This is a genomic window from Enterococcus sp. AZ156, assembly GCF_051714165.1.
GTDB classification, from domain to species: Bacteria; Bacillota; Bacilli; order Lactobacillales; family Enterococcaceae; genus Enterococcus_B; species Enterococcus_B pernyi.
Window position 1 is genome coordinate 2,668,002 of the sequence record NZ_JBIORI010000001.1, and the last position, 26,056, is coordinate 2,694,057.

A 26,056-nucleotide genomic window follows, 5' to 3' on the forward strand; every position below is an offset into this window, starting at 1 on the left:
ATGATCCCCCCTTACTCTGCGACTGTATCTGATTTTTTACTTTTCTTTAAAAGTGTCAAACCGATCAAAACAGCAAGCACAGCGACCACACCAGAAATAACTGCAATTTGTCCGCCCATATTTGCTAAGTTTCCTAAAAAGATTCCTGAAACACCATAATCTGTATCTGAGAAAGTCGAACCTTGGAACCCGAGATCGCCCATTACTGGCATCAACAAGATCGGCATGAAACTAATGATGATCCCGTGGATAAAGGAACCGATGACCGCGCCACGTACGCCCCCAGTGGCATTTCCATAAACACCGGCTGTCGCGCCACAGAAGAAATGAGGAACTACGCCAGGAATGATCACTGTTGTCCCGGTAAAGACCATAATCACTAAACTAACTAATCCACCAACAAAACTTGTTAAAAAGCCAATCAATACGGCATTTGGTGCATAAGGGAACACGATTGGACAATCCAACGCTGGAATCGAATTCGGTACTAATTTTTCAGAAATTCCTTTAAATGCAGGAACGATTTCAGCTAAAATCAAACGTACACCGGCTAAGATCACAAAAACACCTGCGGCAAATGAACCCGCTTGTTGTAACGCATAAATAATATAATTCGTGCCATCGCTCAATGTGGTAGTAATATAGTCACTTCCGGCAAACAACGCAACGATCACATAGACGATTGCCATCGTAATCGTGATACTTACTGTTGAGTCACGTAAAAAAGCTAACCCTTTAGGAAAATTGATGTCTTCTGTTGATTTTTCTTTATTTCCAACATATTTACCGATCAAGCCACTCAATGCGTAGCCAAAGTTCCCTGTATGACCTAAAGCTACAGAGTCATTTTTTGTGATTTGACGTGTAAACGGTTGTGCGATTGCTGGAAAAATCGTATTACAGATGCCTAGCGCTAACCCACCGAATAAAATCAGACTAAACGTACTCATTCCTGTTACACTTAAAATGACTGCAATCATACATGCCATGTATAACGTTGCATGCCCTGTCAAATAAATGTATTTGTACCGAGTGATTCTCGCAATCAAAATATTGAATGCCATCCCCGCTAACATAATAAGTGCTGTATATGTTCCATAGGTAGTTAGAGCTAACGCTACTATCGCTTCGTTATTAGGAACAACTCCTTGCATATTGAATGCGACTTGAAACATTTCTCCAAATGGCGCCAACGAACTTTCTATGACCCCTGCACCAGCTGTCACAACCAGAAATCCTACAAAGGTCTTGATTCCGCCTTTAACAGTCGTTGCCACATCTTTTTTCTGCAACATATTCCCCAATACAGCAATCAATGCCACTAAGATTGCTGGTGTACTCGCAATATCGATCAATAGATCTAAAATACTATTCATTTATTTTTCCTCCCCCAAAAAAATTTTTTATAGTAATCCTTTTTGTCTACATGTCTCCGCTACTTTTTCTTTCAATTCATCTAGATCGATGATACTCTCCAACACGACGATTTCACCTAAATGTTGTGCGCTATCTGCTAAATCTCTACCGATAAAAAAGACATCTGCTAATTCTGGTGCTGCACTTCCTAGATCGTAATGAGCAACTTCCACTCCACTTACCCCTAGATCATTTAATACTGAATTGATATTCATCTCCACCATAAAACTGGATCCTAATCCTGAACCACATACTGCTGCAAATTTCATTTTTCATCTTCCCCTTCTTTGATTACATGGATGATTTCTTCTACATCTTTCGCTTCGAGTAATGACGCTAAACGTTCTTTATTCGACAAAATTTTCGTCAAGCTAGCTAAAGCTTTCAAGTGCATCTCGTTGTCCACTGCTGCTAAACAGATAAATAATTGGATGGGATGCTTTTCATCGTCGCTCAATAAGACTGGATCAGTTACCTTCAGTAATGACATCCCAATTTCTTTCACTCCATCTTCTGGTCGTGCATGAGGCAAAGCAATTCCTTTTCCGATATGGATAAAGGGCCCATGTTCCATGACCTTTTCGATCATCGCCCCCACATACTTTTCTTCGATTTTATTGGTCGTTAACAAAGGCTGAGCTGCCTCGGTGATGGCTTCTTGCCATGTCAGTTGTTTGTCCGTAAATTGTATGGTTTCTTTTGTTAATAATTCTGATAACATCGGCCGTTGATCTTCCCTTCTGTTCAATTCTTTGTTTATTTTTCTCTCGACGATCTGTCGCAGTTTCCTCTTTGTCATTCCCTCTTTCAAATCAATATATGGAAAAATCACTTCCAAAATTTCTTCGATCGAATGCACACCTCTTTCTGAAACATAAAATGCTTGTTGGACCTTTTTAACTAATTCATTTTTTTCTAAAGGAGTCATGATGGGTTTCACAACATAACTGGTCACCGGTGTTTTTAGTGGGACACTGGAAAACACCATATCAATGTCTTCCGAAAAACGAAGCATCTGATATTCTTCTGTTGATCGTGCTGGCAAAAATTCGATTTGTGGAAATAGCTCTTGTAATTCCGATTCCATGATCAAGCCAGAGCTGATGCCACTCGGGCAGACGATCATCGCCTTTAATCGTTGGTAATGATGTCGCTCCTTTTGTTTTCTGATCTCTCCACCAAATAAAATCGTAAAATAACCAATTTCTGTATCCGGAATCTCGCCAACTAATTGTTTGAGTGGATAAAGCGCTAAACGAGTCAATTCAAATAATTCTCGATATTGGGTTTTGATTTCATCGATCAACACATTATTCAATGTGAATCGATAGCGGATACGAAAATAAGCGGGAACAAGATGATAAAAGAAATTCATCAATAATTTCCGATAGTCAACAAACCGGACAGCGGATAAACGTTCCATCTCATGGATGACCTCTCTTGCACATTCCAATAAAAATTCTACAGAGTGATCCTCGATATCGCCTTGTAAAACAGTTTTTAACAGCACAGTCAAATAGCATTCTTCTTCTACTTGATTTTTGATTTGACCAAAATCTGTTAAAAATTTTTTGCTTGCTTGATAGACATTCAAAGAGGTCAGCATCTCTTTATCTTTTTCAGTTAGAAAAACTGCTTTTTTTGTGATCCGTGACAATAAAAAACTAATAAAATACAACATTTCCTCAAAACGACTAGGAACGATGATTAAATCAAATTCCTCTAAAATACGAAGCAGGCGGTCTCTCACCACAACATAATTCGTTCTAGAAATGCCATAGATCCCTTCAAAAAGTAACCAGTGGCCGTTCTTGGTGTCTGTTAGTACTCCCACAGTTGAATAAGCTACGCGGCGAACATCAAGTTCAGCGCCATCTATGTAGAAGCCTTTTTTTCTCGAATAAATCAGTCGAATGTCTTCCTCTTGGAGTTTCATTCTTAAATTTCTGACATCTTTTAAAACTGTATTCTTACTTACATTGAATAATTCTTGAAAATAATAAACAGATAAGTCATCAACCATCGAAAAAGCAAGAAGATAGATCATGGCTTGTCTTTCCTCTTCAGAAAAATATAGTTCCTGTTTTGACACTTCGAAGAGGACTTCAGACCATCGTCGTCGAATCGCCTCTGGAACCAGTATCTCCTCTCCAGAGATATTTATTTTTTGCCCTAGCTTTTTTTCACAAAAATGATTGATTTTTGTTAATTCTATTTTTAGAGTCTCTTCCTCCAAGTTCGTCAGTCTTATCAATTTTTGTCTGTTCGTTTCCTCAAACAGATAACTCAAGCGGTAATTGATCATTCCCGTCCCCCCATTTCAACTATAATGACTTTTTACTGGAAACGCTATCACACTTCAGCCCAATTTGACTCGTGCTTTTTCCATTTTGATGGACCGAACAGAGTCAACGACGCAGCCGTGTATTAAAATTAAAATAAAAAAAGTAAGTCACCAGAAAAAAATCTTGCAAAAAGAAACAGCGAAATCCCAAAATAGGAAAAACGATTTCCGGATTTCACTGCTTATTCAGTTGCCTATTTTGGCACTCCCTTTAACTCTCACTTAGCAACAATAGCAAGCTCGTTTTACGCTGATTCAATCTCGTCGAATCAGTTTTCGATCCTTTATTTCATAGACTTGATCTGCCACTTGTTGAACAAAATAAGGGTCATGCGAGGTAAACAAAACAGTTCCATGATATTGTTTCAAAAAATACTCTAGCGCATTCATTGTCCGCAGATCAATAAAATTAGTCGGTTCATCTAGAATCAATACGTTGGAAGGCTTAGCAAACAAGGTTGCTAGTGACAGCCGTGTAGCTTCTCCTCCACTTAACGAACAAACTGATTGTTGGATAGCCTCCGGTGAAAAGCTTAAATGGTGTAGCATACTTCGGATCAAACTTTCTGGATATTCGGTCTGACGCATCAAATACTGTAGGACGGTCAGATCCTCAACATAGCGATAATCCCTTTGCTCATAGACAGCAAAAGTAACTTTGGGACTAAGCTTCACTCCATTTTTTTGCTGTAAGATGTGTCGTAATAAACTAGATTTCCCACTGCCATTCGATCCAATAATCGCGATATTTTTCCCTAGTGCGAAGGCAAAGTTAACTTCATCAAGCAGGATTTTTTCATCATAATGGATCGTCACTGATTCACCTACGACTGGGAACTTATTGTGTAAAACAGTTGTTTCTGACTGCGGGAAATCAATCGGATGCTTTTTTTGTACTCTTGCGACTTCCGTTAATTTTTCTAAACGTTTCTCCATTGACTTCGCCGCTTTCATTATCCCTTTTTGACCACTTTCTTTTTGTTTTGTTCCTGACAAACGATCAGGTTTCCGACTGTTTTTATTACTTCTGCTTTTTTGATTGGAAGATTGTGCCATTTTTTTGGCTTGTTGCTCTTTTTTGATCATGCTATTTTCTAATTTTTTACGTTCTCTCAAATAGTCATCATGCGCTCTTTCTTGAGCAATTACTTCTTGTTCTTTTTGCTTTACATAATCATCATAATTCCCTGTATATTCTTTGATCGTATGTCCCGATACTTCCCATATTTTGTCAGCTAATTCATTGAGAAATAAGCGATCATGGCTAACAAAAACTAAGGTTCCATAATAATACCGAAGTTCTTCAATCAACATTTGCACGCTTCGTTGATCTAAATGAGTGGTTGGTTCATCTAACAACAAACCTGTCGTGTACGTAGATAATACTTGTGCCAAACGATATTTCGTTTCTTCACCACCACTAAAGTGAGCCATTTGATTGGGAACTCGGAAACGGCTGAGTAACTCAAAATCGATTTCTTCGACTAGATGCTGACCAACGGTATCGATCTGTGCAAAATATTTAAAATCAATCCTTCGATCTACTCTTCCTTTTTCTGGTAGGATTTCTCCAGCTAATAATTTAAGTAACGTCGATTTCCCGCTACCATTATCTCCGACGATACCGATCCGCGCATTCTCATAAATCGCTTGCTCATTGATTGTTAATACTTCTTTTCCGTTATACGTAATCTCAATCTCTTTTAGTAGCATTGCTAATGCTTCCATTGTTTGCACTCCTTTTGTGCAAATGAACATCCTTCTAACGGAAACACAAAAAAGAAGCAGCCTGTGAAAGACTGCTTCTTCAAGAATTTTGTCCATACTAAAAAAGCATAGAAAAAAAGCAAAGTTCCCGTGAATTGTCATTTACAAGTTGTTTTTAAACGATTCAATTAATTGTTTAAAAATACTTGATCCAAATAAAACAACCACATGGCACATCGCTCCTTTTCTCTAATTACATTTATTTTATCATGATTGAAACCGTTTGACAAACGGTTTCAAGGTTAATGAAAGATACTATATTGAGTAATTAGATGGTAGCATTGCTTCTTGACCTCTGATCTATTCACACTCAAGAACTATGAGATGACCAACAGTGATTTGATTGCTTTTCGTTCATCCATTGCCTCATAAGCAGCTTGAACTTGATCTAACTCGAATTGTTGCGTAAAGACTTTACCTGGTTCGATTTTATTTGATAAGACTGCTTCTAATAGTGCAGCTCGGTCGTGAGTCGTCACAGCCGCAATCCCTCCACGTAAACCGATATTACGATAAAACAAAGCGTTCGTATCCAACTCATCTACGTGAGGGACGCCAACACGTCCAACAACCGCACCTGGTCGGCCTACTTTTACAGCCGTTTCAACTGCTTGTTGTGTCCCTACACATTCTAACACTGCATCTGCGCCGGCACCTGTTAATTTCATGACCTCAGCGATTGCTTCTTCTCCACGAGCCGCAATGATATCCGTTGCTCCAAATGTCAAAGCTAGCTGTTGACGGTCTTCATGTCGACTCATCGCAATGATTTTTGATGCGCCTAACAATTTTGCTCCAATGACTCCACATAACCCTACAGCTCCATCTCCGATCACAACAACTGTATCTCCTTCTTTCACCTCAGCACTCACTGCTGCATGATAGCCCGTTGCCATAACATCTGCCAACGTAACAAAAGAATTTAACATATCATCGGAATAATCTTCTGGTTTACCAGGGATTTTTACTAACCCCCAATTCGCATTGCGATAGCGAATATACTCTGCCTGATACCCTGTTGAACCTGAAGTATCTGATAAACAATCACCATCAAACCCAGCTAAACAAGCCTCACATTCCCCACAACCATGGGTAAAAGGCACAATAACAAAATCACCCGGTTCAACGTTTGTAACATCTTCTGCTACTTCTTCTACGATACCAATCGCTTCATGTCCCGCAGCAGATCCTGCTTCTTTTTTAGAGATACCACGATACCACCATAAATCAGAACCACATACACTTGCACGTACCACACGAATGATTGCTTCGTTCTCTTGATTCAATTCTGGCTTAGGCATTTCTTTGATAGCCATTTTCCCTGGCTCTAAAAATACTGTTGCTTTCATAGCTTCCACTCCTTAGATTAATTGCTTCTAGTATATCCCCTTGAGTCAACTCCAAGTCAAATAAAAACAATTATAGCCAGTCTTTTTCCAATAAGCCGGAAGAAAATGAACTCGCTTTTATATACTCGTTATGGTATCATAACTCTGAAAAGAGAGCGTTGTATCAACAACCCTCTCTTCAGATAGCACCGTTTTACTGGTGGCTAGCTTGGTTAGTTACAGAAAATAACCGTTAAACTCGCCAAAGTTTAAAGAGCGGTTATTTTTTGTTGTCTTTGTCGCTGACGATCAAGACCAATGTTGCAAACGACAATGCAAACATCAATGCCTCAAACACAGACATGCTTATTCCTTTCTAGGAGAAAGCCACAGATCAACATAGGCATCACCTCTTTTCTAAAGGCTAGCCACCGCATCAACTTTACTATCCTTGTCAGTATACTATAAACCGAAAATTTAAACCTGAATTTTTAGATTTTTTTGTTATTTATTGTATTGCTATTTTTATCTCTTTTATTTCTCTATCAGAACAAAAGAAAATGAACTCGCTTTTATGTACTCGCTATGGTATCATAGCGTTGAAAAGCGGAATTGCGTCAACAACTCCGCTTTAGATAGCATCGTTTAAAGCAATGGCTAGTCTAGATATTTACAAAAAATAACCGTTAAACTGTCCAAAGTTTAAATGGCGGTTATTTTTTGTTGTCTTTGTCGCTGACGATCAAGACCAATGTTGCAAATGATAATGCAAACATCAATGCCTCAAACACAGACATGCTTATTCCTTTCTAGGAGAAAGCCACAGATCAACATAGGCATCACCTCTTTTCTTAAGGTTAGCCACCGCATCAACTTTACTATCCCTGTCAGTATACTATAAACCGAAAATCCAAACCTTAATTTTTAGATTTTTTTGTTATTTTTAGTGTTGCGATTTCTACCTCTTTTTGTTCTTCTACCATAACAAAAGAAAGTGAACTCGCTTTTATGTAGCAACTATGGTATCATGACTTTGAAAAGAAGAGTTGCATCAACAACTCCCCTTCAGATAGCATCGTTCAAAACAATGGCTAGTTTGATATTGCTTCAAAAAATAACCGTTAAACCTTCCAAAGTTTAAGTGGCGGTTATTTTTTGTTGTCTTTGTCGCTGACAATCAAGACCAATGTTGCAAACGATAATGCAAACATCAATGCCTCAAACACAGACATGTTTGTTCCTTTCTAGGAGAAAGCCACAGATCAACATAGGCATCACCTCTTTTCTAAAGGCTAGCCACCGCATCAACTTTACTATCCCTGTCAGTATACTATAAACCGAAAATCCAAACCTTAATTTTTAAATTCTCATGTTATTTTTAACAGTAAAAACCGGAAAAGTGTTGAGCGAGAAACTCACACACTTTTCCGGTTTTTGGCAGGATCAGAACGGACCTAGAAAGATCCAATCAATAGATCACTCAACACATGATTTCTATAATTCTTCCACTAATGCTTCTAATTCATTTAATCGTTGTTCAAACACGGCCATTGCATCTTCAATATAAGCTGCTTGGGTCATGTCCACACCAGCTTTCTTCATTACTTCTACTGGATAATCGCTGTTTCCTGCTTTTAGATACGTTAGGTAAGCATCTAATGCACCTGGTTCTTTCTCCCAGATTTTCTTCGCTAAAGCAGATGCAGCAGAAAATCCTGTTGAGTATTGATAGACATAATAATTATAGTAGAAATGTGGGATACGCGCCCATTCATCTTTGATTTCTGGATCTTTTTCAACAGCTGGACCATAATACTTAGCATTTAATTCGCCATAGCTTTCACTTAGGTACTCACTCGTCAAAGGTGTTCCTTTTGCATCTTCTTGATGCATGAAGTGTTCAAACTCTGCAAATTGTGTTTGACGGAAAATTGTTCCTTTAAAACCATCTAAATAATGATTCAAGACATAGGCACGAACCCGAGGATCTTCTTCGGTCGCTAATAAATGTTCGGTCAAAATATTTTCATTTGTTGTTGACGCGATCTCGGCTAAAAAGATTGAATAATCACCATAGACGAAAGGTTGGTTCGAACGTGTGAAATAGCTGTGGACACTATGTCCCATTTCATGGACCAAGGTGAACAGTTGATCCAACGTATCATGCCAGTTCATCAGAATGTAAGGGTTGGTATCATAACTACCAGAAGAATAAGCGCCACTGCGTTTCCCTTTATTCTCGACTACATCGATCCAACGGTTTGAAAATGCTTCTTTTACGACAGCCAGATATTCTTCTCCCATTGGCGCAAGTGATTCAATGGCTTTTTCTACTGCTTCTTCATACGTAAATTTGATTGGTGCTTCACCTAATACTGGCGTATACAGATCATACATATGCAATGTATCTACGTTTAATAGTCGTTTCCGTAGTTCCATATATCGATGCAATAACGGCAAATGTTTGTTCACAACAGTAACTAAAGTATCATACACACTTTCAGGAATATGGTTATTGCTTAGTGCAGCTTCTCTGGCAGAAGCGTATCGACGTGCTTTGGCTTTAAAGTTGTGCCCTTTGATATGCGTCCCAAGTGTGGAAGCAAAAGTGTTTCTAAATTGTGCATATACGCTGTATAGTCCTTTGAACGCCGCTTCACGTACTTCACGATTGGTACTTTCTAATAATTGACCATATACACCATGCGATAATTGGATCTTTTCACCATTCTCGCCAGTGATTGTTGGGAACTCTAAATCAGCATTATTCAATACTGCAAAGGTACCACTTGAAGCACCAAAGATTTCTCCGGCTCCAGCAAGTAATGCTTCTTGCTCTGCTGACAAGATGTGTGCGCGGTTATCAACCATTTGTTTGACATAATGACGATAAACTTCTAATTTTGGTTCTTCTTCAAAATATTGCCAAATTTGCTCATCAGAAAGTTGCAATACTTCTGGCTCATACCAAGCAATTGCTTCACTCACTTTTGAAAGTAAACTTCCAGCACGAGCATACAATGCTTGATATGTCGTATTTGTCGTATCTTGGTCATTTTTTAAATGGGAATAGACATAAATAAGCTCAACTTTACGATACATTGTTAAGACAAATTCAAGCGCCTCCAAAAATGCTGTTGCTCCATTACCTAATGTTCCTTTATAATGCTCAGAATTTTTTAATTCTTCAGTCAATTCTTCGTACTTTTTATCAAATTCTTGATCGCTTGAAAAGATTGGTGTTAGGTCCCATGTCAATTTTTCAGGCAAATCTTCTCTATTTGGTAACTTCGTTGTTTCGCTCATCTGTTCCACTCCTTTTGTTCATCTTTGCAACTATGCTTTTCTGAATAAAAAATAATAGTTACTTTTTACTTACTCTTTTGAGTTTATCATAACTCTTTCATGTTTTGTATATGGAATTCTTCTCTGATTATTATTTTTGTACTAAACGTTTACACTCTTCATAAAACAATCGATAAATTTTTTGTTCATCAATCAAAGGAAATAACCACTCATTTTTATATTCCTTGATTTCCTGATACCATTTATCGAAAGAACTTGTTTTCTTATCATTCTCTTTGCATTTCATCTGTGAAAACAGCAACCGATAAAAGAATACTTGTTCAGAAAAAAAGCAAAAGAAATCACTTCCTTCATAGAACCACGATTCAAGATAAAGCACATGCTTCTTTCTTAGATAGCACTGTTCTTGTACTCCTAATACTTTTTTATTTTTTCGAATGATTTGTTTTGCTATCCAGTCTTTTGTTTTCACGAAAGAAGAACTTGGTATTTTTCGCAATGAGCCACTTTCGACTTCTAATACTGTTAATAGCTCTTTCTCAAAAAAGGACCAAGAAGATTGTTCAAACCTGATTTTCCCCGATAAGTCTGTGAAGATCTGACTATATAAGTAAACCTTTTGCGTAGACCAGTCGATTTGCCAAAAGTGGAGCTGTCGTAAATCGTCGTAGTAGCAAAACTTTTTTTCTAATCTTAAGCAATCGTTCCTTTTGAAAAATTTCATTCCTAATAGCCACCAAACAACATACCCATTTGCTTTGTAATTGATCGTCCTTTCGATCATTCGCTCATAAGACAATGGAGAACATTGGATCTCAAACGCATGATGACCAACCAAGATATCCGGACGTTGCATCAGTTGTGATAGATATCCTTCCATTTCTACTCTTGGATAGCTTTTTTTCAACCATCGGAAACATTGTCTTTTTAGATTAAGATGCTCTTCAGATTCCGCCTCACTAAATACTTGGCAGTCCGAAGTATCATGATGGAAAAAATGGGCGATTCTCTTCATTCCTCTTTTTAAAAACACTTGATTCCCACAGTTTGGACAATAGTAGTCGCACTCTTTTGTTGCATCAGTTGCTAAAAAAATAGACCCTTCTTTGTCTTTGGCGAGTAACATCGACTCACTTCCTTTCATTAGATAAATACGCCAACGAAAAAAAGGTCTCAACAAATGTTGAGACCCTCGACAAAGCATACCTAGCAATGTCAACTATCGCTGTGTTAGCTTATCCTATGCTTTATTCAAAATAAAATTTTACTCGTTCCAGAGCATTACGTTCCATCAATTGCTGCCCATATTCATTCAATGCTTCAGCTGTTCGTGTACTTTTCTCAGCGAATTCTAAAATACGTGCATATTGATTTTCAACATCGGTTTGATTTAGATTTTCCATCCAAAAGTGAACAACTAAATAATAACGTTCTTCTAATTGGTATAGATCTGTCCAAGCTGATTCTAACTGAACATCATTGGCAAGCTGGATCACTTGCTCAAAGCCATTGAATACAAAGATTGCTCGTTGTTCACTTGCAGTAGTTGATTCTGTTAAGTCGCTTTCCTCTTCATTTGCAAGCATTTGACCTTGAAGAAACTCACTAACATCTGCGCTATTCAACGTCGATTCATTGTTTTGACCGATCTCTTCGTCTGGCATATTCTTACTGATAAACAGCTCTAGGCCATCCCCTTTTGGCAAAACTTGGAAAGTGACAGCTTCGCTACTTTGGAACTCCTCTTCAATATCCACTTCTTCTAAGATACTATAAAAAAAGTTTTCAATTTCTCTGTGGTTACCTAATAAATCTAAAAATGAGACCCCACGTTCTTCTAGGTCATCATGACCAATCATTACACGAATCGTATTCTCATTGATATGTTCCATTTCCATATGCTACACCTCACTTTATCCCAACTATCCATATAGATTAATTGTAGCGAAATAAGAATAAATGTAAAGAAAAAATCATTAAGTCCTAAAAAAACACAATTTATTTTTAATAAAAAAAACTTAGAAAGACATCACATCCTCCTAAGTTTCATTCTGTGTTTTCTATAAACCAGCCATTAGCTGGGCTTGACGTAATTCTAATTGACGAACATCTCGTGGTAAGAAACGACGAATTTCATCTTCATTAAAGCCGACTTGTAGACGTTTGTTATCGATCATAATTGGTCTACGTAACAAACCAGGATTGTTTTGTACAAGCTCTAAAAGTTCTTGTAATGGTAACTCATCAAGATCCATGTTTAATTTTTGGAAAACTTTTGAACGGGTAGAAATAATTTCTTCTGTTCCGTCTTCCGTCATTTGTAAAATTGCTTTTAATTCAGAGCTATTAAGAGGTTCTGAAAAAATATTTCGCTCTACAAATGGAATCTGATGCTCTTGCAACCACGCACGAGCCTTTCTGCAGGAAGTACAACTTGGGGAAGTATATAGTGTTAACAACGTGCATCACTCCTTTTTGTGATTATAGCCACATTTTTGTAACAGAAGATCCTGAATATCTTCCATCTGTTTCTATTATACCTAATCAACATTTAAATAGCTAGCTTTTTTTTAAATTATTTTTTAAAAAAATGAAAGTTATCTAAGACAGATATACAGTTAAACCAAGGTTTCTACTTAATTTTGAGTAAAAAAATTAGAGTTTTCAAATACTTTTACAATACAAAAAACACATAACACAGCACAAAAATCTGTACTAGTCTTTTTGAAAACTTTAAAAATGATAGCGTTTTTTTCACATGTAATGTTTTTTATTTATTTAATAACAAAAAAAATTTAAAACTCAGAAAATAAAAAAAACTAAAAAAATGTTGATTTTAACGCCACTATAAAATTGAAGTAGCAGATGCGTTCAACGGAAAAGTTAAAACCTACTAGCCAGCTTGCTAGTTAACGTTATTTTATATTTTGCTAATTTTATTTTTTCTGTATTAAAAAAACAAGTTATCTTTTGTTTTATTTATTTTTACTATTATAATCCATTTGACAAAGTGGAAAATAGATTTGTTGATTTCTTTATAATAAAATTAATTATTTTTAGTTAAAAAAACTAAAATACACAAACCTTATTCTGTCAACTAATAAGAAATATAGTAATAAAAACCTTTAAATCTCAACGTTTTTATCACCTTTTTTTTGATACAATAAGCGAGGATTTGTGAAAAGATAGAATATTGAAAGGCGTGTAATAATTTGATTAAATCAGTTGTATTTGATGTTGACGATACAATGTATGATCAGCAACAACCATTTAAGAATTCAGTTCAAAGCGTGGTACCTCAAGTAGCAGAAGAAGATATGCATGGATTATATATCCGTTTCCGCCATCACAGCGATGAGAATTTCCCAAAAGTCATGGCTGGAGAATGGACACTTGATTATATGCGTGCACACCGCATTAGTCAGTCCTTGATCGATCTAGGTTATTCACCTATCTCTGATGAAAAATGCTTAGTTTTCCAAGAAGTCTACGAAGAGGAACTAGCAAATATCTCTCTTCATCCTGAAGTAAAAAAAACACTTGATTTTCTTAAAGAAAAAAATATTCCATTAGGGATCATCACCAATGGACCAACTGATCATCAAACAAAAAAATTAAATCAACTTCAATTAACAAATTGGATTCCTGCTGATTGTATGCTAGTTTCTCAAGCAACTGGCTTTCAAAAACCAGAAAAGGAAATCTTCCAATTAGCCGAGAAAACTTTCAATATGTCACCTAATGAAACACTATACGTTGGCGATAATTACGAAAACGATGTGTTAGGTGCTAAGAGTGCCAATTGGCAGACGTTATGGTTCAATCACCGCAAACGTTCCATCAACGAGCGTCCAGTGTGTGATGTAGAGATCAACGAGTTCGATCAACTGCTATCCGCTATAAAAACTGCTGTAGGAGAAGCTCAGCTTGTCTGATCAAATAAGCATTTGCGAATAAATAAACAAGAAAAACCAAGGAAGATCACTGCGCAGATTTGCGTGGCTATCTTCCTTGGCTTATTTACTGTTTCCTGTATAAGAGAGTAATTACTCAATAAATGATCTTTACGCTTTATTCGTCATTTTCACCAATACTTAGAATCAAACGAATATCGTCTTCTGTTAGTTTCGTCAATTGTTCTTCGTTTCCTTGGATTACTTTTTGGAACAATTCTCGTTTTTCTTGCTGTAAGGAATCCATTCGTTCTTCGATTGTTCCTTCAGCAATCATTCGCCATACTTCAACAACATTTTTTTGTCCAATACGATGGGCTCTTCCAGCAGCTTGTTCTTCGATCGCTGGGTTCCACCATAAATCATAAAGGATGACTGTATCTGCGCCAGTTAGATTTAACCCAGTCCCTCCTGCTTTAAGTGAAATAAGAAAGACATCTTTTTCACCCGCGTTGAAAGCATCGACCATGGTTAAACGATCTTGTGCCTTTGTACTTCCTCGTAAATAAAAGGTACTTAGCCCTAATTCAGCTAATTCCTCTTGAAGGATCGTCAGCATACCCGTAAATTGGGAGAACAACAAGACACGACGGTTATTTTCTTTTGCAGCTAGTAATAAATCTTTTACTTGTTCTAACTTACCTGATCCACCTTGGTAGTCTTCTACAAACAAGCGAGGATCACAACAAATTTGACGTAAACGTGTCAGTCCTGCCAAGATGCCGATCCGATTCTTTTTGAACGACTCTGAATCCATAGCTGATACTTCTTCACGCATTTGTCTTAAATAAGCAAGGTACACTGTTTTTTGTTCTTCCGTCAACGCAGAATAAAGATTCATTTCAGTTTTTTCTGGTAAATCTTTGAGAACTGTTTGCTTATCTCGTCTTAAAACAAAAGGTCGGATCATTTGCGCGATTTCATCTGTCGTCAATTCTCTAAAACGTGTCCGATTCGGAAAGAATCCCGGCATGATCGTAGCAAATAGTGACCATAGTTCTTCAAGGCTATTTTCGATTGGTGTCCCACTTAAAGCAAAGCGCTGTGGAATATGCAACTCTCGTAAAGCTTGAGCAGTCTTTGTGCTGCTATTTTTCACCATTTGCGCTTCATCTAAGACTAAATAATTAATCGTCGATGATTGATATTCAGAAAGATCCTGACGTAAGCTCGCATAAGAAGTAACACGAATATCTACTTTTTCAGCTAACAAAGTTTCTCGCTCTTTCTTATTGCCATTGATCACTTGGACACTCAATGAGGGTGCAAACTTTTTCACTTCGGCTTGCCAGTTATAGATCAAACTCGCCGGTGCTACGATCAAGGCGTCCAATGCACCTTTTTCTTCTTTCTCCGAAAGCAGAAAAGCAATAGTCTGCAACGTTTTCCCTAGACCCATTTCATCAGCTAAAATGCCACCAAATTGATAATGACCTAACATTTTCAACCATTGGAAGCCTTGCTTCTGATAGTCTCTAAGCTCTGCTTGCAAATTCTTTGGTAAAGTGGCTTTGTAATTCGTAGGATCGATCAAGTCTTGAGTCATTTGTTGGAAAGAATCGCCAAAACTAGCATTACTTCCTGTAAATTGTTCTTTGATCATCAATCCTTGATTTTTTGGCACTTGGATAACGCCATCGTCTGAACGGATCGTATCTCTGAATTGTTGTAGGATTTTGCTTGTTTGTTGGAATTCTTCTGAATCAAACGATAATACCTGTCCACTTTCTAAGGTATAAAATGAATCATTTCTTAACAAACTCTGCAAAACATTGTCGATTTCATGCTCGTTGATTCCTGTCACATCAAAGCGGATATCTAGCCATGATCCTGTTTCTTCTACTTCGATCTGTGGTTGGTGTTTTTGTGCATCTTGATATAATTCCCGTAATTTTTTTCCTATACGGACTTCTCCAAATTGACGAAAAACAGCTAATTCTGTCCGGAAAAACTGATACAAAGCTTCACCTTCAGGTAATGGACGTTCGTAGCCCGTTTTATTTTTCCGGTAACGGTACATACGAAACAAATCAAGGACCCGCTGTTCTTGCGCCGTATCTCTCAATATTTCGGTAGTTTGCTCAGCAAGCGTTTCATGTCGTTCATCTGTGGAGAACACAACATCTCCATATACAAAATCGATCCTTGCTTGAATTTGCCCTTTCATTTTTTTAAAAACAAAGACAAACTCTACTGGAATATCTGCGACTTCTGCTGTCACTTCATCATCAATAGCAACGGTTCCTATCTGATCTAAAAGCGGTAAAATTTCTTTAAATAAAGAAGACAATTCTTTTTTATGAAAGGCAACTTCTGGCTCTTCAAAACGTTTCATCAGTTGTTTCCAAGTCAAATAGATCGTCTGTTGCTGTTTAGTCAAATGATAGATAGTACCTTGTCTGATCCCCCACTGATAGTGAGACAAGAACAAATCAAAGTCACTTACGGCAGTCAATTGATACTGTGTTTCTCTCTTCTTGACTTGAAAACTTAGCGGTTTCGTATCATCTGAAAACTGGATGCCATGATAAGTTTGATCATTGATCTGTAGTTTCAAACGTGTCGATTGATTCATACGCTCTAACAAAGATTTCGATTGATCGATTGGCAAAAGTAAGTAACGCTTGTCTAATTTCCCTTTTACCAAGATACCGTTTGCGCCTAATAATGTTTGTGTCTGTGCAATACCTGCGAATAGCTCCATTAGTTGTTGATCTTCTTGTTGGAAAACTCGGTGCTCTAAACGGAATTGATACTGTTTATTGACCGTATAGTTTTCTTCTTCTGTATACGCCTGTAGAAATTCATAAATATTTTTTACGATGTATGTCTTCTTAGGTGTTTCTAGAAAGCCCACACGTAGATAAACCGCCAAAATAGAAAGTTCTGGATGGTATTGATTGGTTTCGATCTGTTCGACATGATAATCGATCACTAAGGGTTGCAAGGATTTAGTAGAAGTCTTCCCTTTTAATCGGGCAAATCCTTTTGTCAATAGTTCTCCTTCACTGGTCTTTTTCGTTGGTTCGATCATTTTTTGATCTTTCTGCATGATACGAGAAAGTTGTTTCGATCGTAAATAAAGTTCTACTGCAACAGTGTGCTTGCAATAATGATGTTCTTCCCAGTATGGGCATTGACAGTAGTCGATTTCTTTTGCTGTACCATCTAAATCAACTAAATACAGCTCGCTACCTAAAACCTCTGCATGCCACACATTATCTTCTTGATCTGGGACAACCGATAACACACGGTCTTCTTGCAAATATTGACGCCCTCTTGCAATGACTTTTTCCGGAATACTCCATTTCATTGTTATCAATCTCCCTTCTTAACCAAAATGGTAGCGTATTTCACTCTGTCCACTACCTTTTGTATCAATTCGTATTTGTTGCAAGACACGTTCTTTCAACTCACGTACATGGCTGATGATCCCGATCATCCTGCCTTCGCTTTCAACTGTTTCTAATGCTTCCATCGCCATTTCCAAGGCTTCTTCATCCAGTGAACCAAACCCTTCGTCAATAAACAATGCTTCGATCGTGATTCCACCAGCTTGCGCTTGAATCACTTCTGCCAAGGCTAAAGCTAATGATAATGCAGCAATAAAGCTTTCGCCTCCGGATAAAGTATGCGATCCTCTGGTCGTTCCTGCTTCATCATCGTACACGTTGATCTCCAGGCCAGTCTTTCCGCGGTAGCTACCAACTTCTTCATCTAATTCAAACTGATAGCGGCTTTTTGTCAATCGTATCAGATGTTCATTAGCGACTTGCAAGACTTCTTGTAAATAAACTTGCAAGACATAACGTTCAATACTTGTTTTTTTAGGATTTTCGCCATTCATTGTCTGTGATAATTGTTGCAACTGGATCAATTCATCTAGTTGTTCCTGACTATTTTGATAACTTGTAGTAAATTCCATGATCACTTTCTGATTGGTTTTATACTCTTGTTGTAAGTGATAGATCAATTGTTGTTGCTCTTCAATGTGTTGTTTGATTTTTTCGATTCGTTCACTCAACACTGTCAAATCTTGGGATTTTTCATCATAAGTGACATGTGCCAATTGTTCTAAGCGAGTGGAAAGAACCAACTGTTTCGTTTGATAATCCTTGATCGTTGTTTTTCTATTTTCGTATGTGACTGTTTCTTTTAACAACGCTGCTATTGCTTCTTGCGAAGAAAAATCAGTGTGTTGCTCTAAGAAACTAGAGATTTTCCGTTGTTCTTTTTCATATTGAGCAATTGTCTTTTCGATTTGTTCAGTCAACGCTTCGATTTTAGTCGTCAAAACAGCTGATTCTTGCTGGAGTTTCTCACCTTGGGCCATTTGCTCTTCCAATTCTTGCTTGCTCTTGCTCGACTGTTCGGCTAATTGATCAGCTTCTTTTACTAAAGTATCAAGGTCTTCTGCTCCTAATTGTTGACTCAATCCTGCCATCTCACCTTGGAGTCGTTGGATTTTTTCATTATGGAGCATTTGTTGAGCTTTGATCTGTTCACTTTGTTCTTTGTTGCTGGCTAGTTCTTCCATGACCCTTACTTGTGCTTCTTCTGCTTTTTTGATTTCCTTTAAACGAGCATTGAGGGTTTTCTCTATTTCCGCCAACCCTTGAACAATATCTTCTTGGACATCTATTTGGAAGGTGGCTTTTAACTCTGTGTTCAAATAAATTGCTTGTTGATCCAACTGTTGACTCATTTCCACTTGTTGCTGGCTTAAACGAGCAAGCTGTTGGTTGATTTCTTCGATTTCTGCTTCTTTTCGACCAATTTCTTGATGCGTTTTTTCGATCGATTGTTCTGCTTGGACCATTTTTTCTTCAAGCACAGCTAAGTTTTCCTGCACTGATTCACGATTATCCGGTGTCAATGGATGCTCCGTTGCACCACATACTGGGCAAGGTTCACCAGGTATCAATAGGGTTTGTAAATAAGTAATTTGTTGCTTTGCCCAGTCGCTTTTACATTGATTGAACTCGTGTGTTTGTTGTTCAAGTAATCGTTGTTTTTCTACCAATTGCTCTGTTGTTTGTTCAAAGTACTGATGATTTTTTACTAGTTCTTTGTCAAGGTGATCAAGGTGTTGCTGTTGTTCACAGTAACGTTCCCCTTCTAAACGTAAACGTTCATAAACCAACTGTTTTTCTTGTAGTTCCCCTTGGGTTGCTAAAACGGTTTGACTCGTTTGTTGTCTTTCTTGAAGGATCAATTGCTGATCTGCCAGTTGTTGGATTTCTTGCTGTAACTCACTGACTTTTTTTTCCATTACGGAAAGTTCCGATTGTTTTTCTCTGAAAGTATCGGCCACTGGGATCAATCGTTGCTTTTCTTGGAGCGTTTGACTCATTTTTGCTATTTTTTGTTCGAGATTTTCTCGTACGTCCGCCTGTTCTTGCCATTTCTGTAAATCACTTGTCACCTTATTGCACGCAATAATTAGTTGCTGTTTCTCACTTTCCTGTGTGGTAAGTGATTCTTGATATTCTTGGCTACGTTCAAGCGGTATGCACAATTGCTGAGCAACTTCATAATGGGAAATCCATCTTTGGTGCTCCTCGATCACTTGTTGTTGCTCATTGAGCACTTGTTGTTCTGCTAATAATTGTTGCTTTTCTTCATAAGCAGATTTTTGATTTTTCCCGTGGTAGTAATCCGTCTCGCTGATTTTTTGTTCTTCTTTCAGTTGCTCTAATACTTCTTGCTCTGAGGCGAGCCTTGTTGAAACTTGATCTTGATACTCTTTCCACTCATTGATCACTGTCTCAAAAGATTGTAGACCAGCCGGTTGCTTCTCCTCATAGGAACTAAATTGCCTTTGCAATAAGACTAATTCTTGCTCTAAATGATCCAGTTCTTTTTGCTTGTTCTTGGCTTTTTCTTTCAATTGTTCGGTGAATCGTTGAAAGAATTGTGTGCCGAATAAGTTACGTAAAACTGTTTCTTTTTCACTACTAGAGGAAATCAAGAAATTCCGAAATTCTCCTTGCGGCAGTAAGACGATCTGTGAAAATTGTTTCGCATCTAAATTCAATAGTTCTTTGATTTCTTGATCGACTTCACTACGTTTTGTTAATTGTCGAATTTCTTTTCCTTTTTCATCAAAGATCGTTAAACTGACTTTTGCCGCCTGTTTTCTCATGCCCTCACCCTTGCGTTTAGCTAACAATTGTTCAGGCTTACGTTCGACTTCATAACGCAACTGTTGATGTTCAAACGAAAAAAAGACACTCGTTTCGTCTTCTGGTGTCGCAAATAATGACCGCATCTCTTTGCCAGACCGCAACCTTCCAGATGTTTCTCCAAAAAGCGCATAAGTCATGCCATCAAAAATCGTTGTTTTGCCAGCCCCTGTTTTTCCTGTAATCAAAAACAAGGCCGCTTGGGTCAATTTTGAGAAATCAATCGTTTCATCAATAAATGGGCCAAAATTTTTCAATCGTAACGTCTGTGGTTTCATACTTGATCATTCCGTTTCTGTGAGTTCTTGCAACGTTTCTTCTAACCAGCTCATTTGTTGTTCTGTCATCGGTTCATCCACCATTTCGGTAAAGAATGTTTCCGCGAGTTTCTTTGGTTGCTTGATTTCAAGTGTCTGTCGTTTGCTTGTGGAACGATGCCGTCCATTGACACGTTCGACACCAAGTATTCGAGGATAGATTGCTCGTAGTTGGTTCATCATGTTAGGAATAACTGCGCGATCTTTTAAATAAATCTGCAAATAATTTTCTCGGTTGATCGTATGGTAAAAACTTAGGTCTAATAATTCTTTAAAACTAGCAGTTACTTCAGCGATATCATACAAAGGTGTGATTTCTTGAAAATCCAACACCAAGGTGTCAGTTAGATCAACGATCCAAACACCTTTTTTCTGATTGATCTCTGAAAGTGAGAATTTAAGTGGCGAACCACTGTATCTAGCATTTTCTTGTTGCAAGGCTGCTTGATTATGAAGATGTCCTAAAGCGACATAATCAAATGGCTCCAATAAACTACCTGGAATCGCATCTAGTCCGCCCACTTCGATTTTTGTTTCTGAATCTGATTTCTTACTACCCGTCACAAAAAAGTGGCTGACCAGCACCTGTTTTTTTTCAGGATCAAAAGCGAGTTGCATCTGGTCAACTACTTTTTCCATTGCTTGTTGGACCGTGCGGATCGTATCATCTTCAAAATAACTTCTAGCAGAGATTGGTTCAAAATAAGGCAATAAGAAAAATTGAGTATTTTGATAGTCGATAGGTTGGAAAGCTTCAGCAAATCGGGTGTGTAAAAAGAATTTTGTTTGGCTGAACCATTCAGTTCCAGCAGATAATCGAACACTGCTATCATGGTTTCCTGAGATAGCGAAAATCGGGAATTTTTCGTTCAGGTTCCAGTCGATCATCAATCGATTGAATATCTCTACGGCTTCTACGGCCGGAATACTTCGATCATAGAGATCACCTGCAATAACGATCGCATCCACTTTTTCCTTTTTCGCAATCGTTAAAATCTCAGATAGTACATGTTCTTGCTCTTTAAGTAAATCGTAGCCCTGCAATTTTTTCCCTATATGCCAATCAGCTGTATGTAAAAAACGCATCTCATCACCTCAAAAAAATATCCTTCTTACTATTATAACACTTCCATCAAGGACATGACAGCTAGAATCAATTACAAAAAGGGGATTTTATAACAAAAAAAGCGATAAAGAAGCGGTGTCTTAGACAATCCGTTTCTTTTATCGCTCATCGAATAAAGAACAATTATTCTGTTTCATTCTTTTTTATGATCTCATATTTAAAATCAGGATTTACTTCCTTGTCTAGTTTATCAAATGCGGCTTGTGTGCGTCGCTCGATTTCTGCCATTCCTTCCTTGTCAGTTTTTTTGATATCTGACAAGTCGATCGGTTCACCAAAGCGAACAATCACTCGTTTGCGTTTGAATAGATCACCTAACGTGAGAGGTCCTTGATACACAGCTGGAACGATTTTTACTTTGGCCATTTTGGCAATTAACGCCATTCCACCTTTCAACTCAGTCGCATGTCTTGTCCCACTTGGAAACATGATCAATCCTAGATCGGTTGATTTTAGAATCTTGACAGGTGTCTTGATCACACTTGGTCCCGGATTGTCTCTTTTGACTGGAAAAGCATTCGAGCGTGTTAAGATAAATCGTAAAACAGGGTTTTTGAACAATTCTTCTTTCGCCATAAAACTAAACGATTTAGGTGATGCAGCAACAGCGAGATACAACGGGTCCCACCAAGTGCGGTGTGGTGCAACAAGTATGTAATTCTCGTCTTTTGGTAAGACTTCTTTATTTTCATAACGGGCATTGCCATTGATGACAGCTAAAATCACTTTAACGAGCCCGCGCATAAATCGATAGAACATATCCTCTTCCTTTCTTTACTTCTCGTTCCTATAGTATGCCTAAAAAAGACCGATTTGACAAGTTCTCTTGGTTCTTTTGAACAAAAATAGTATACTACATACGATTAGTTTTTTCATTTGGAGGGAATTAGATGCTTCACGAACATGAACGTATTGACCAATTATATGCAAAAGATATTAAGATTATCCAAAGTTCCCAAGTTTTTTCCTTTTCTTTAGATGCTGTATTGCTTGCTCATTTTGCTCGTGCGCCAAAAACCGGTCAAATCGTTGACCTTTGTTCAGGGAATGGTGCTGTCGGACTATTTTTAAGCAAACAAACACAGGCAAAGATCGATGCAATCGAACTACAGCCACGCTTAGCTGACATGGCTCGACGGAGCATTTCCTTGAATCATTTAGAACAACAAATGACCGTGCATACGATTGACTTAAAAGAAAGTTTATCGGTTGTCAGACACAACTCTTGTGACTTAGTCGTCTGTAACCCCCCTTACTTTAAAGGCTTACCTACAAACAAAAAAAATCCAAATGAGCATCTAGCAATTGCCCGACATGAGATCCATACAACGTTGGAAGAAGTGATCCAAATCTCCGGCAAGTTATTAAAAACAAATGGTCGCTTAGCTCTTGTACATCGCCCAGAACGTTTCTTAGAGATTTTGACCCTTATGCAAACCTATCAGATTGCACCGAAACGTGTTCAGTTTGTTTATCCTAAAGTAGGCAAAGAAGCAAATATTTTATTGATTGAAGGAATCAAGCAAGGAAAAGCCGATGGTTTCAAAGTGTCTCCACCTTTGTTCACCTACGATACGCAAGGTGAGTATACCCCTGAACTCCGTGAGATGCTTTATGGAGAATAACCATTACTTTTATGTGTTGCACTGCCAAGATAATACGTTCTATGGAGGATATACCACCGATTTGGCTCGTCGTTTACAAGAACATAATAATGGCACAGGTGCGAAATACACACGTTTGCAAAAAAGACGTCCTGTAAAAATGATCCATGCAGAAGGATACGCTACAAGAAGTGAAGCCACAAAAGCCGAAGCCGCGTTCAAAAAACAAACACGTCGGCAAAAAGAAACCTATTTGAAGACACACCCTTCTCTTTCTTTACCTGATCAAACGGAGTAAAAAAATTTTAGAGAAAAAGAATGCCTCAACGAAAGATCGGAGAACGATTTTCGTTGAGGCACTTTTTTATAAGAGTTATCCTACTGCTCAGGTCAAAACATTGCTGTCACAACCCCAGTTTTTATTCACTTACTTGAGTACTATCAGATAGAGTGTCGCTCGTACTAGTCGAAGCAGTCTCACTCGTTTTACTTGTCTCTGATTCTTTTGTTCCACCTAATAGTGCTTCACTGACTAGATGGATATAATTCAACATACCATCTGGATTTGGATGGACTTGATCGTCATAGAACCATTCACTGTGACCGTTACTATAACCGTACCAATCAATCACTGTCATGTTATCATATTTCTTTTCCATTTCTGTGAGCATGGCGTTGACTTCATTTTGCCAGCGCTTCGTTGGTACGCGAACATTGACCCAGTAAACTTTGCGATCCCCGATCGCGTTCATCAAGCTATCAAATTGCGCCTCAGAAAAAGAGCCATTTGTTCCTAACCCAATTAATACCGTATCTTTCAATAGATCCCTATTTTTCAATTCTTCGATATAAGGAAGGCTTGTGTAGAGTTGACGACCGACATCGCCATCTACGACTACTTGCGGATATAGTTCTTTTAAATCTGCCGCAGCATCTAACATGACTGAATCACCAAATGCAGTCAGCTCTAGTTGTTGGGCTTTTTCCCCTTGCGCTTTGGTCAAATCATATTTATCCAAAATCGCTTGGTCAATAGGTGCTACATTATTGCCTTGATTATTCTGACTTTTTTCAGCTAGTTTTTTACTTTCAGCAATATTCTTTTGTAATTGCTCTTGGTCCGCTGTCACAGCATTTTTAGGTGCAGTGACGAACCCGACTAAGGCAATCGCTACGACTAAGGTTCCAGGGACCACCCATGGCTTTTTCCAACTGAAAATAGGTTTGGTGAACCAGCCTTTGACGACGCGAAACGTTTGGCTATAATCAAAGCGTGCCAATGGACGTTCGATAAAGCGGTACGACAGTTCACTGATCAATAAAATCAATGTGATTTCAATGACCGTGTGTAACAACACATGATCAGCGATACCTGATACTTTCGCTTCGTAAAAAATCATTACCGGAAATTGGTACAAGTAGATCCCATAACTTCGTTTACCGATCCAACTAAAGACCGGATTCGTCAACCAGCGATTCAAGCTCGCACCGGGATGCGCTGTGACTGCCACAAGAACCATACATAAAAGACTGACTAAAAAGAACCCGCCATAATAGATAAAGCTCAAATGGTCATCTAAGAAAAAGAAAAAGAGGATCAAAATGATCAACGAACTAAAACCCGCTAAATTCAATACTTTCTTTGCTTGTTTAGGGATATTTTTCTTCAATCGCGTACTTGGCCAAACAAAAGCCAATGCACTCCCCATCCAAATCGAGAACAAGCGAGTATCTGTCCCATAATACACACGGGTAGGATCGCCATTTGGCGAGTACAACACCATCATCAAAATCGCTGAAGCAATGGCTGTGCCCATAATGACATAAAAAATATTTTTTTTCTTACGGACAAATACCATGAGTAATACAAAAATGATCGGCCAGATCAGATAGTTCTGCGCCTCTACTGCTAAGGACCAAATATGGGTAAATGGCGACTCATTTGCAAAACGATCAAAATAGGATAATCCATTATTGATCTGCCACCAGTTATTGACATAGAATAAACTGCTGAGTACAACGCCCCGAAGATTATTCAACAATCCTCGCTGGAATAGCGTAATATATGCTAATGCAGTAATAAGCAAGAAAACGAGCCCAGGATACAGTCGTTTCATTCGCCGAACGTAAAATTGCCAAATATTGATTTTTCCATTTTGTTCCCACTCTTGTCGTAAGAGATCGGTAATAAGATAACCTGAAACGACAAAAAATATCGGAACTCCGAGGTAACCACCCTTCATACTTGTTGGCAACAAGTGGTATAAAATAACCCCGATGACCGCTAATGAACGAATCCCATCGAAGCCCGTGATATACCGGCTATTTTTTAATCTTTTTTGTTTTTCCATTCAATATTCCAACTTTTCATAAACTTTTTTCATTCGTAATATACGTGCATTACCAAAAAATAGCAAGCAAAAACTTCATAAAAGTTGCCACTTTATACTATAATCCCATAGTTCATCAAAAAAGAACACATTTTTAAGTAACTTTAACAAAATTTCAAATATAACAAGTTGGCTAATTGTTGCTTGGATAGGGTTTCATTATTTTCTATTATTTTTCGTTGATGGGCGAGAAATAATTGAATGATATCTACTCTTAACAAGGATAAACATCTATACTCCTTGGTTGCAAGCACTCTGTCACTCCTTTTCTATGATCACTTTAATAACTCATTCCTAATTATTACAAAAAAACATCACCT

17 protein-coding genes are annotated in these 26,056 nt (G+C 37.9%); 3 read left to right on the forward strand and 14 right to left on the reverse strand.

Annotation, left to right across the window (positions count from 1 at the left end; genetic code table 11):
• Window positions 1-11: 11 nt before the first annotated feature.
• The 9 genes from IGJ95_RS12695 to spxA form a co-directional block, all read right to left on the reverse strand.
• On the reverse strand, window positions 12-1,376 hold the full coding sequence (locus IGJ95_RS12695) for a PTS ascorbate transporter subunit IIC (RefSeq protein WP_010734249.1): 1,365 nt from the start codon (window positions 1,374-1,376) through the stop codon (window positions 12-14).
• Window positions 1,377-1,403: 27 nt separating this feature from the next.
• Window positions 1,404-1,685 (reverse strand): PTS sugar transporter subunit IIB, encoded by a 282-nt coding sequence (locus IGJ95_RS12700; RefSeq protein ID WP_010734248.1) that lies wholly within the window; start codon window positions 1,683-1,685, stop codon window positions 1,404-1,406.
• A complete protein-coding gene (locus IGJ95_RS12705; RefSeq protein ID WP_023520417.1) occupies window positions 1,682-3,721 on the reverse strand; it encodes a BglG family transcription antiterminator in 2,040 nt (679 codons plus the stop codon). Before IGJ95_RS12705 ends, IGJ95_RS12700 begins: the two co-directional genes overlap by 4 nt.
• Before the next feature lie 294 nt (window positions 3,722-4,015).
• Complete coding sequence (gene abc-f, locus IGJ95_RS12710; RefSeq protein ID WP_153830533.1) at window positions 4,016-5,488, reverse strand: ribosomal protection-like ABC-F family protein; 1,473 nt, start codon at window positions 5,486-5,488, stop codon at window positions 4,016-4,018.
• A 356-nt stretch (window positions 5,489-5,844) separates the two neighbouring features.
• Entirely contained in the window at window positions 5,845-6,876 is a 1,032-nt protein-coding gene (locus IGJ95_RS12715; protein ID WP_153830534.1) for a zinc-dependent alcohol dehydrogenase family protein, read from the reverse strand.
• 1,473 nt (window positions 6,877-8,349) lie between these two features.
• Window positions 8,350-10,161: an oligoendopeptidase F gene (pepF, locus tag IGJ95_RS12720; protein WP_062806128.1), complete on the reverse strand. Its 1,812-nt coding sequence runs from the start codon at window positions 10,159-10,161 to the stop codon at window positions 8,350-8,352.
• Window positions 10,162-10,291: 130 nt separating this feature from the next.
• On the reverse strand, window positions 10,292-11,287 hold the full coding sequence (locus IGJ95_RS12725; protein WP_062806127.1) for a competence protein CoiA: 996 nt from the start codon (window positions 11,285-11,287) through the stop codon (window positions 10,292-10,294).
• 121 nt (window positions 11,288-11,408) lie between these two features.
• A complete protein-coding gene (locus IGJ95_RS12730) occupies window positions 11,409-12,059 on the reverse strand; it encodes an adaptor protein MecA (RefSeq protein WP_062806126.1) in 651 nt (216 codons plus the stop codon).
• 162 nt (window positions 12,060-12,221) lie between these two features.
• Complete coding sequence (gene spxA, locus IGJ95_RS12735; RefSeq protein ID WP_019723016.1) at window positions 12,222-12,620, reverse strand: transcriptional regulator SpxA; 399 nt, start codon at window positions 12,618-12,620, stop codon at window positions 12,222-12,224.
• 753 nt (window positions 12,621-13,373) lie between these two features.
• Here spxA and IGJ95_RS12740 point away from each other — a divergent pair.
• Entirely contained in the window at window positions 13,374-14,096 is a 723-nt protein-coding gene (locus tag IGJ95_RS12740) for an HAD family hydrolase (protein ID WP_010734240.1), read from the forward strand.
• A gap of 136 nt (window positions 14,097-14,232) precedes the next feature.
• Here the strand turns inward: IGJ95_RS12740 and IGJ95_RS12745 are convergent, their stop codons facing one another.
• From IGJ95_RS12745 to IGJ95_RS12760, 4 genes are all read right to left on the reverse strand, one after another.
• On the reverse strand, window positions 14,233-17,427 hold the full coding sequence (locus IGJ95_RS12745) for a DEAD/DEAH box helicase (RefSeq protein ID WP_153830536.1): 3,195 nt from the start codon (window positions 17,425-17,427) through the stop codon (window positions 14,233-14,235).
• A gap of 18 nt (window positions 17,428-17,445) precedes the next feature.
• The gene (locus IGJ95_RS12750) at window positions 17,446-20,577 is read right to left on the reverse strand and encodes an AAA family ATPase (protein WP_438762038.1); all 3,132 of its coding nucleotides are present in this window, start codon (window positions 20,575-20,577) and stop codon (window positions 17,446-17,448) included.
• A gap of 6 nt (window positions 20,578-20,583) precedes the next feature.
• Complete coding sequence (locus tag IGJ95_RS12755) at window positions 20,584-21,702, reverse strand: exonuclease SbcCD subunit D (RefSeq protein WP_438762040.1); 1,119 nt, start codon at window positions 21,700-21,702, stop codon at window positions 20,584-20,586.
• A 163-nt stretch (window positions 21,703-21,865) separates the two neighbouring features.
• The gene (locus tag IGJ95_RS12760; RefSeq protein ID WP_010734236.1) at window positions 21,866-22,501 is read right to left on the reverse strand and encodes a lysophospholipid acyltransferase family protein; all 636 of its coding nucleotides are present in this window, start codon (window positions 22,499-22,501) and stop codon (window positions 21,866-21,868) included.
• A 131-nt stretch (window positions 22,502-22,632) separates the two neighbouring features.
• On the opposite strand from IGJ95_RS12760, the gene IGJ95_RS12765 reads away from it, so the two are divergent.
• Together IGJ95_RS12765 and IGJ95_RS12770 are read left to right on the forward strand one after the other, a co-directional pair.
• Window positions 22,633-23,367, forward strand: coding sequence for a tRNA1(Val) (adenine(37)-N6)-methyltransferase (locus IGJ95_RS12765; protein ID WP_010734235.1), 735 nt, complete (start codon window positions 22,633-22,635; stop codon window positions 23,365-23,367).
• Window positions 23,357-23,644 carry a GIY-YIG nuclease family protein gene (locus IGJ95_RS12770; protein ID WP_010734234.1) on the forward strand — a complete coding sequence of 96 codons (288 nt, stop codon included), beginning with the start codon at window positions 23,357-23,359 and terminating at the stop codon, window positions 23,642-23,644. The genes IGJ95_RS12765 and IGJ95_RS12770 overlap by 11 nt, the downstream gene beginning before the upstream one ends.
• Before the next feature lie 121 nt (window positions 23,645-23,765).
• Here the strand turns inward: IGJ95_RS12770 and IGJ95_RS12775 are convergent, their stop codons facing one another.
• Window positions 23,766-25,697 (reverse strand): acyltransferase family protein, encoded by a 1,932-nt coding sequence (locus IGJ95_RS12775; RefSeq protein WP_438762042.1) that lies wholly within the window; start codon window positions 25,695-25,697, stop codon window positions 23,766-23,768.
• Window positions 25,698-26,056 lie beyond the last annotated feature (359 nt).

What these genes read in the sequence shown, in the direction of transcription:
- IGJ95_RS12695 (WP_010734249.1), bottom strand. Translation starts at nt 1,376, where the DNA reads ATGAATAGTATTTTAGATCTATTGATCGATATTGCGAGTACACCAGCA.
- IGJ95_RS12700 (WP_010734248.1), bottom strand. Translation starts at nt 1,685, where the DNA reads ATGAAATTTGCAGCAGTATGTGGTTCAGGATTAGGATCCAGTTTTATG.
- IGJ95_RS12705 (WP_023520417.1), bottom strand. Translation starts at nt 3,721, where the DNA reads ATGATCAATTACCGCTTGAGTTATCTGTTTGAGGAAACGAACAGACAA.
- abc-f (WP_153830533.1), bottom strand. Translation starts at nt 5,488, where the DNA reads ATGGAAGCATTAGCAATGCTACTAAAAGAGATTGAGATTACGTATAAC.
- IGJ95_RS12715 (WP_153830534.1), bottom strand. Translation starts at nt 6,876, where the DNA reads ATGAAAGCAACAGTATTTTTAGAGCCAGGGAAAATGGCTATCAAAGAA.
- pepF (WP_062806128.1), bottom strand. Translation starts at nt 10,161, where the DNA reads ATGAGCGAAACAACGAAGTTACCAAATAGAGAAGATTTGCCTGAAAAA.
- IGJ95_RS12725 (WP_062806127.1), bottom strand. Translation starts at nt 11,287, where the DNA reads ATGTTACTCGCCAAAGACAAAGAAGGGTCTATTTTTTTAGCAACTGAT.
- IGJ95_RS12730 (WP_062806126.1), bottom strand. Translation starts at nt 12,059, where the DNA reads ATGGAAATGGAACATATCAATGAGAATACGATTCGTGTAATGATTGGT.
- IGJ95_RS12745 (WP_153830536.1), bottom strand. Translation starts at nt 17,427, where the DNA reads ATGAAATGGAGTATTCCGGAAAAAGTCATTGCAAGAGGGCGTCAATAT.
- IGJ95_RS12750 (WP_438762038.1), bottom strand. Translation starts at nt 20,577, where the DNA reads ATGAAACCACAGACGTTACGATTGAAAAATTTTGGCCCATTTATTGAT.
- IGJ95_RS12755 (WP_438762040.1), bottom strand. Translation starts at nt 21,702, where the DNA reads ATGCGTTTTTTACATACAGCTGATTGGCATATAGGGAAAAAATTGCAG.
- IGJ95_RS12760 (WP_010734236.1), bottom strand. Translation starts at nt 22,501, where the DNA reads ATGTTCTATCGATTTATGCGCGGGCTCGTTAAAGTGATTTTAGCTGTC.
- IGJ95_RS12765 (WP_010734235.1), top strand. Translation starts at nt 22,633, where the DNA reads ATGCTTCACGAACATGAACGTATTGACCAATTATATGCAAAAGATATT.
- IGJ95_RS12770 (WP_010734234.1), top strand. Translation starts at nt 23,357, where the DNA reads ATGGAGAATAACCATTACTTTTATGTGTTGCACTGCCAAGATAATACG.
- IGJ95_RS12775 (WP_438762042.1), bottom strand. Translation starts at nt 25,697, where the DNA reads ATGGAAAAACAAAAAAGATTAAAAAATAGCCGGTATATCACGGGCTTC.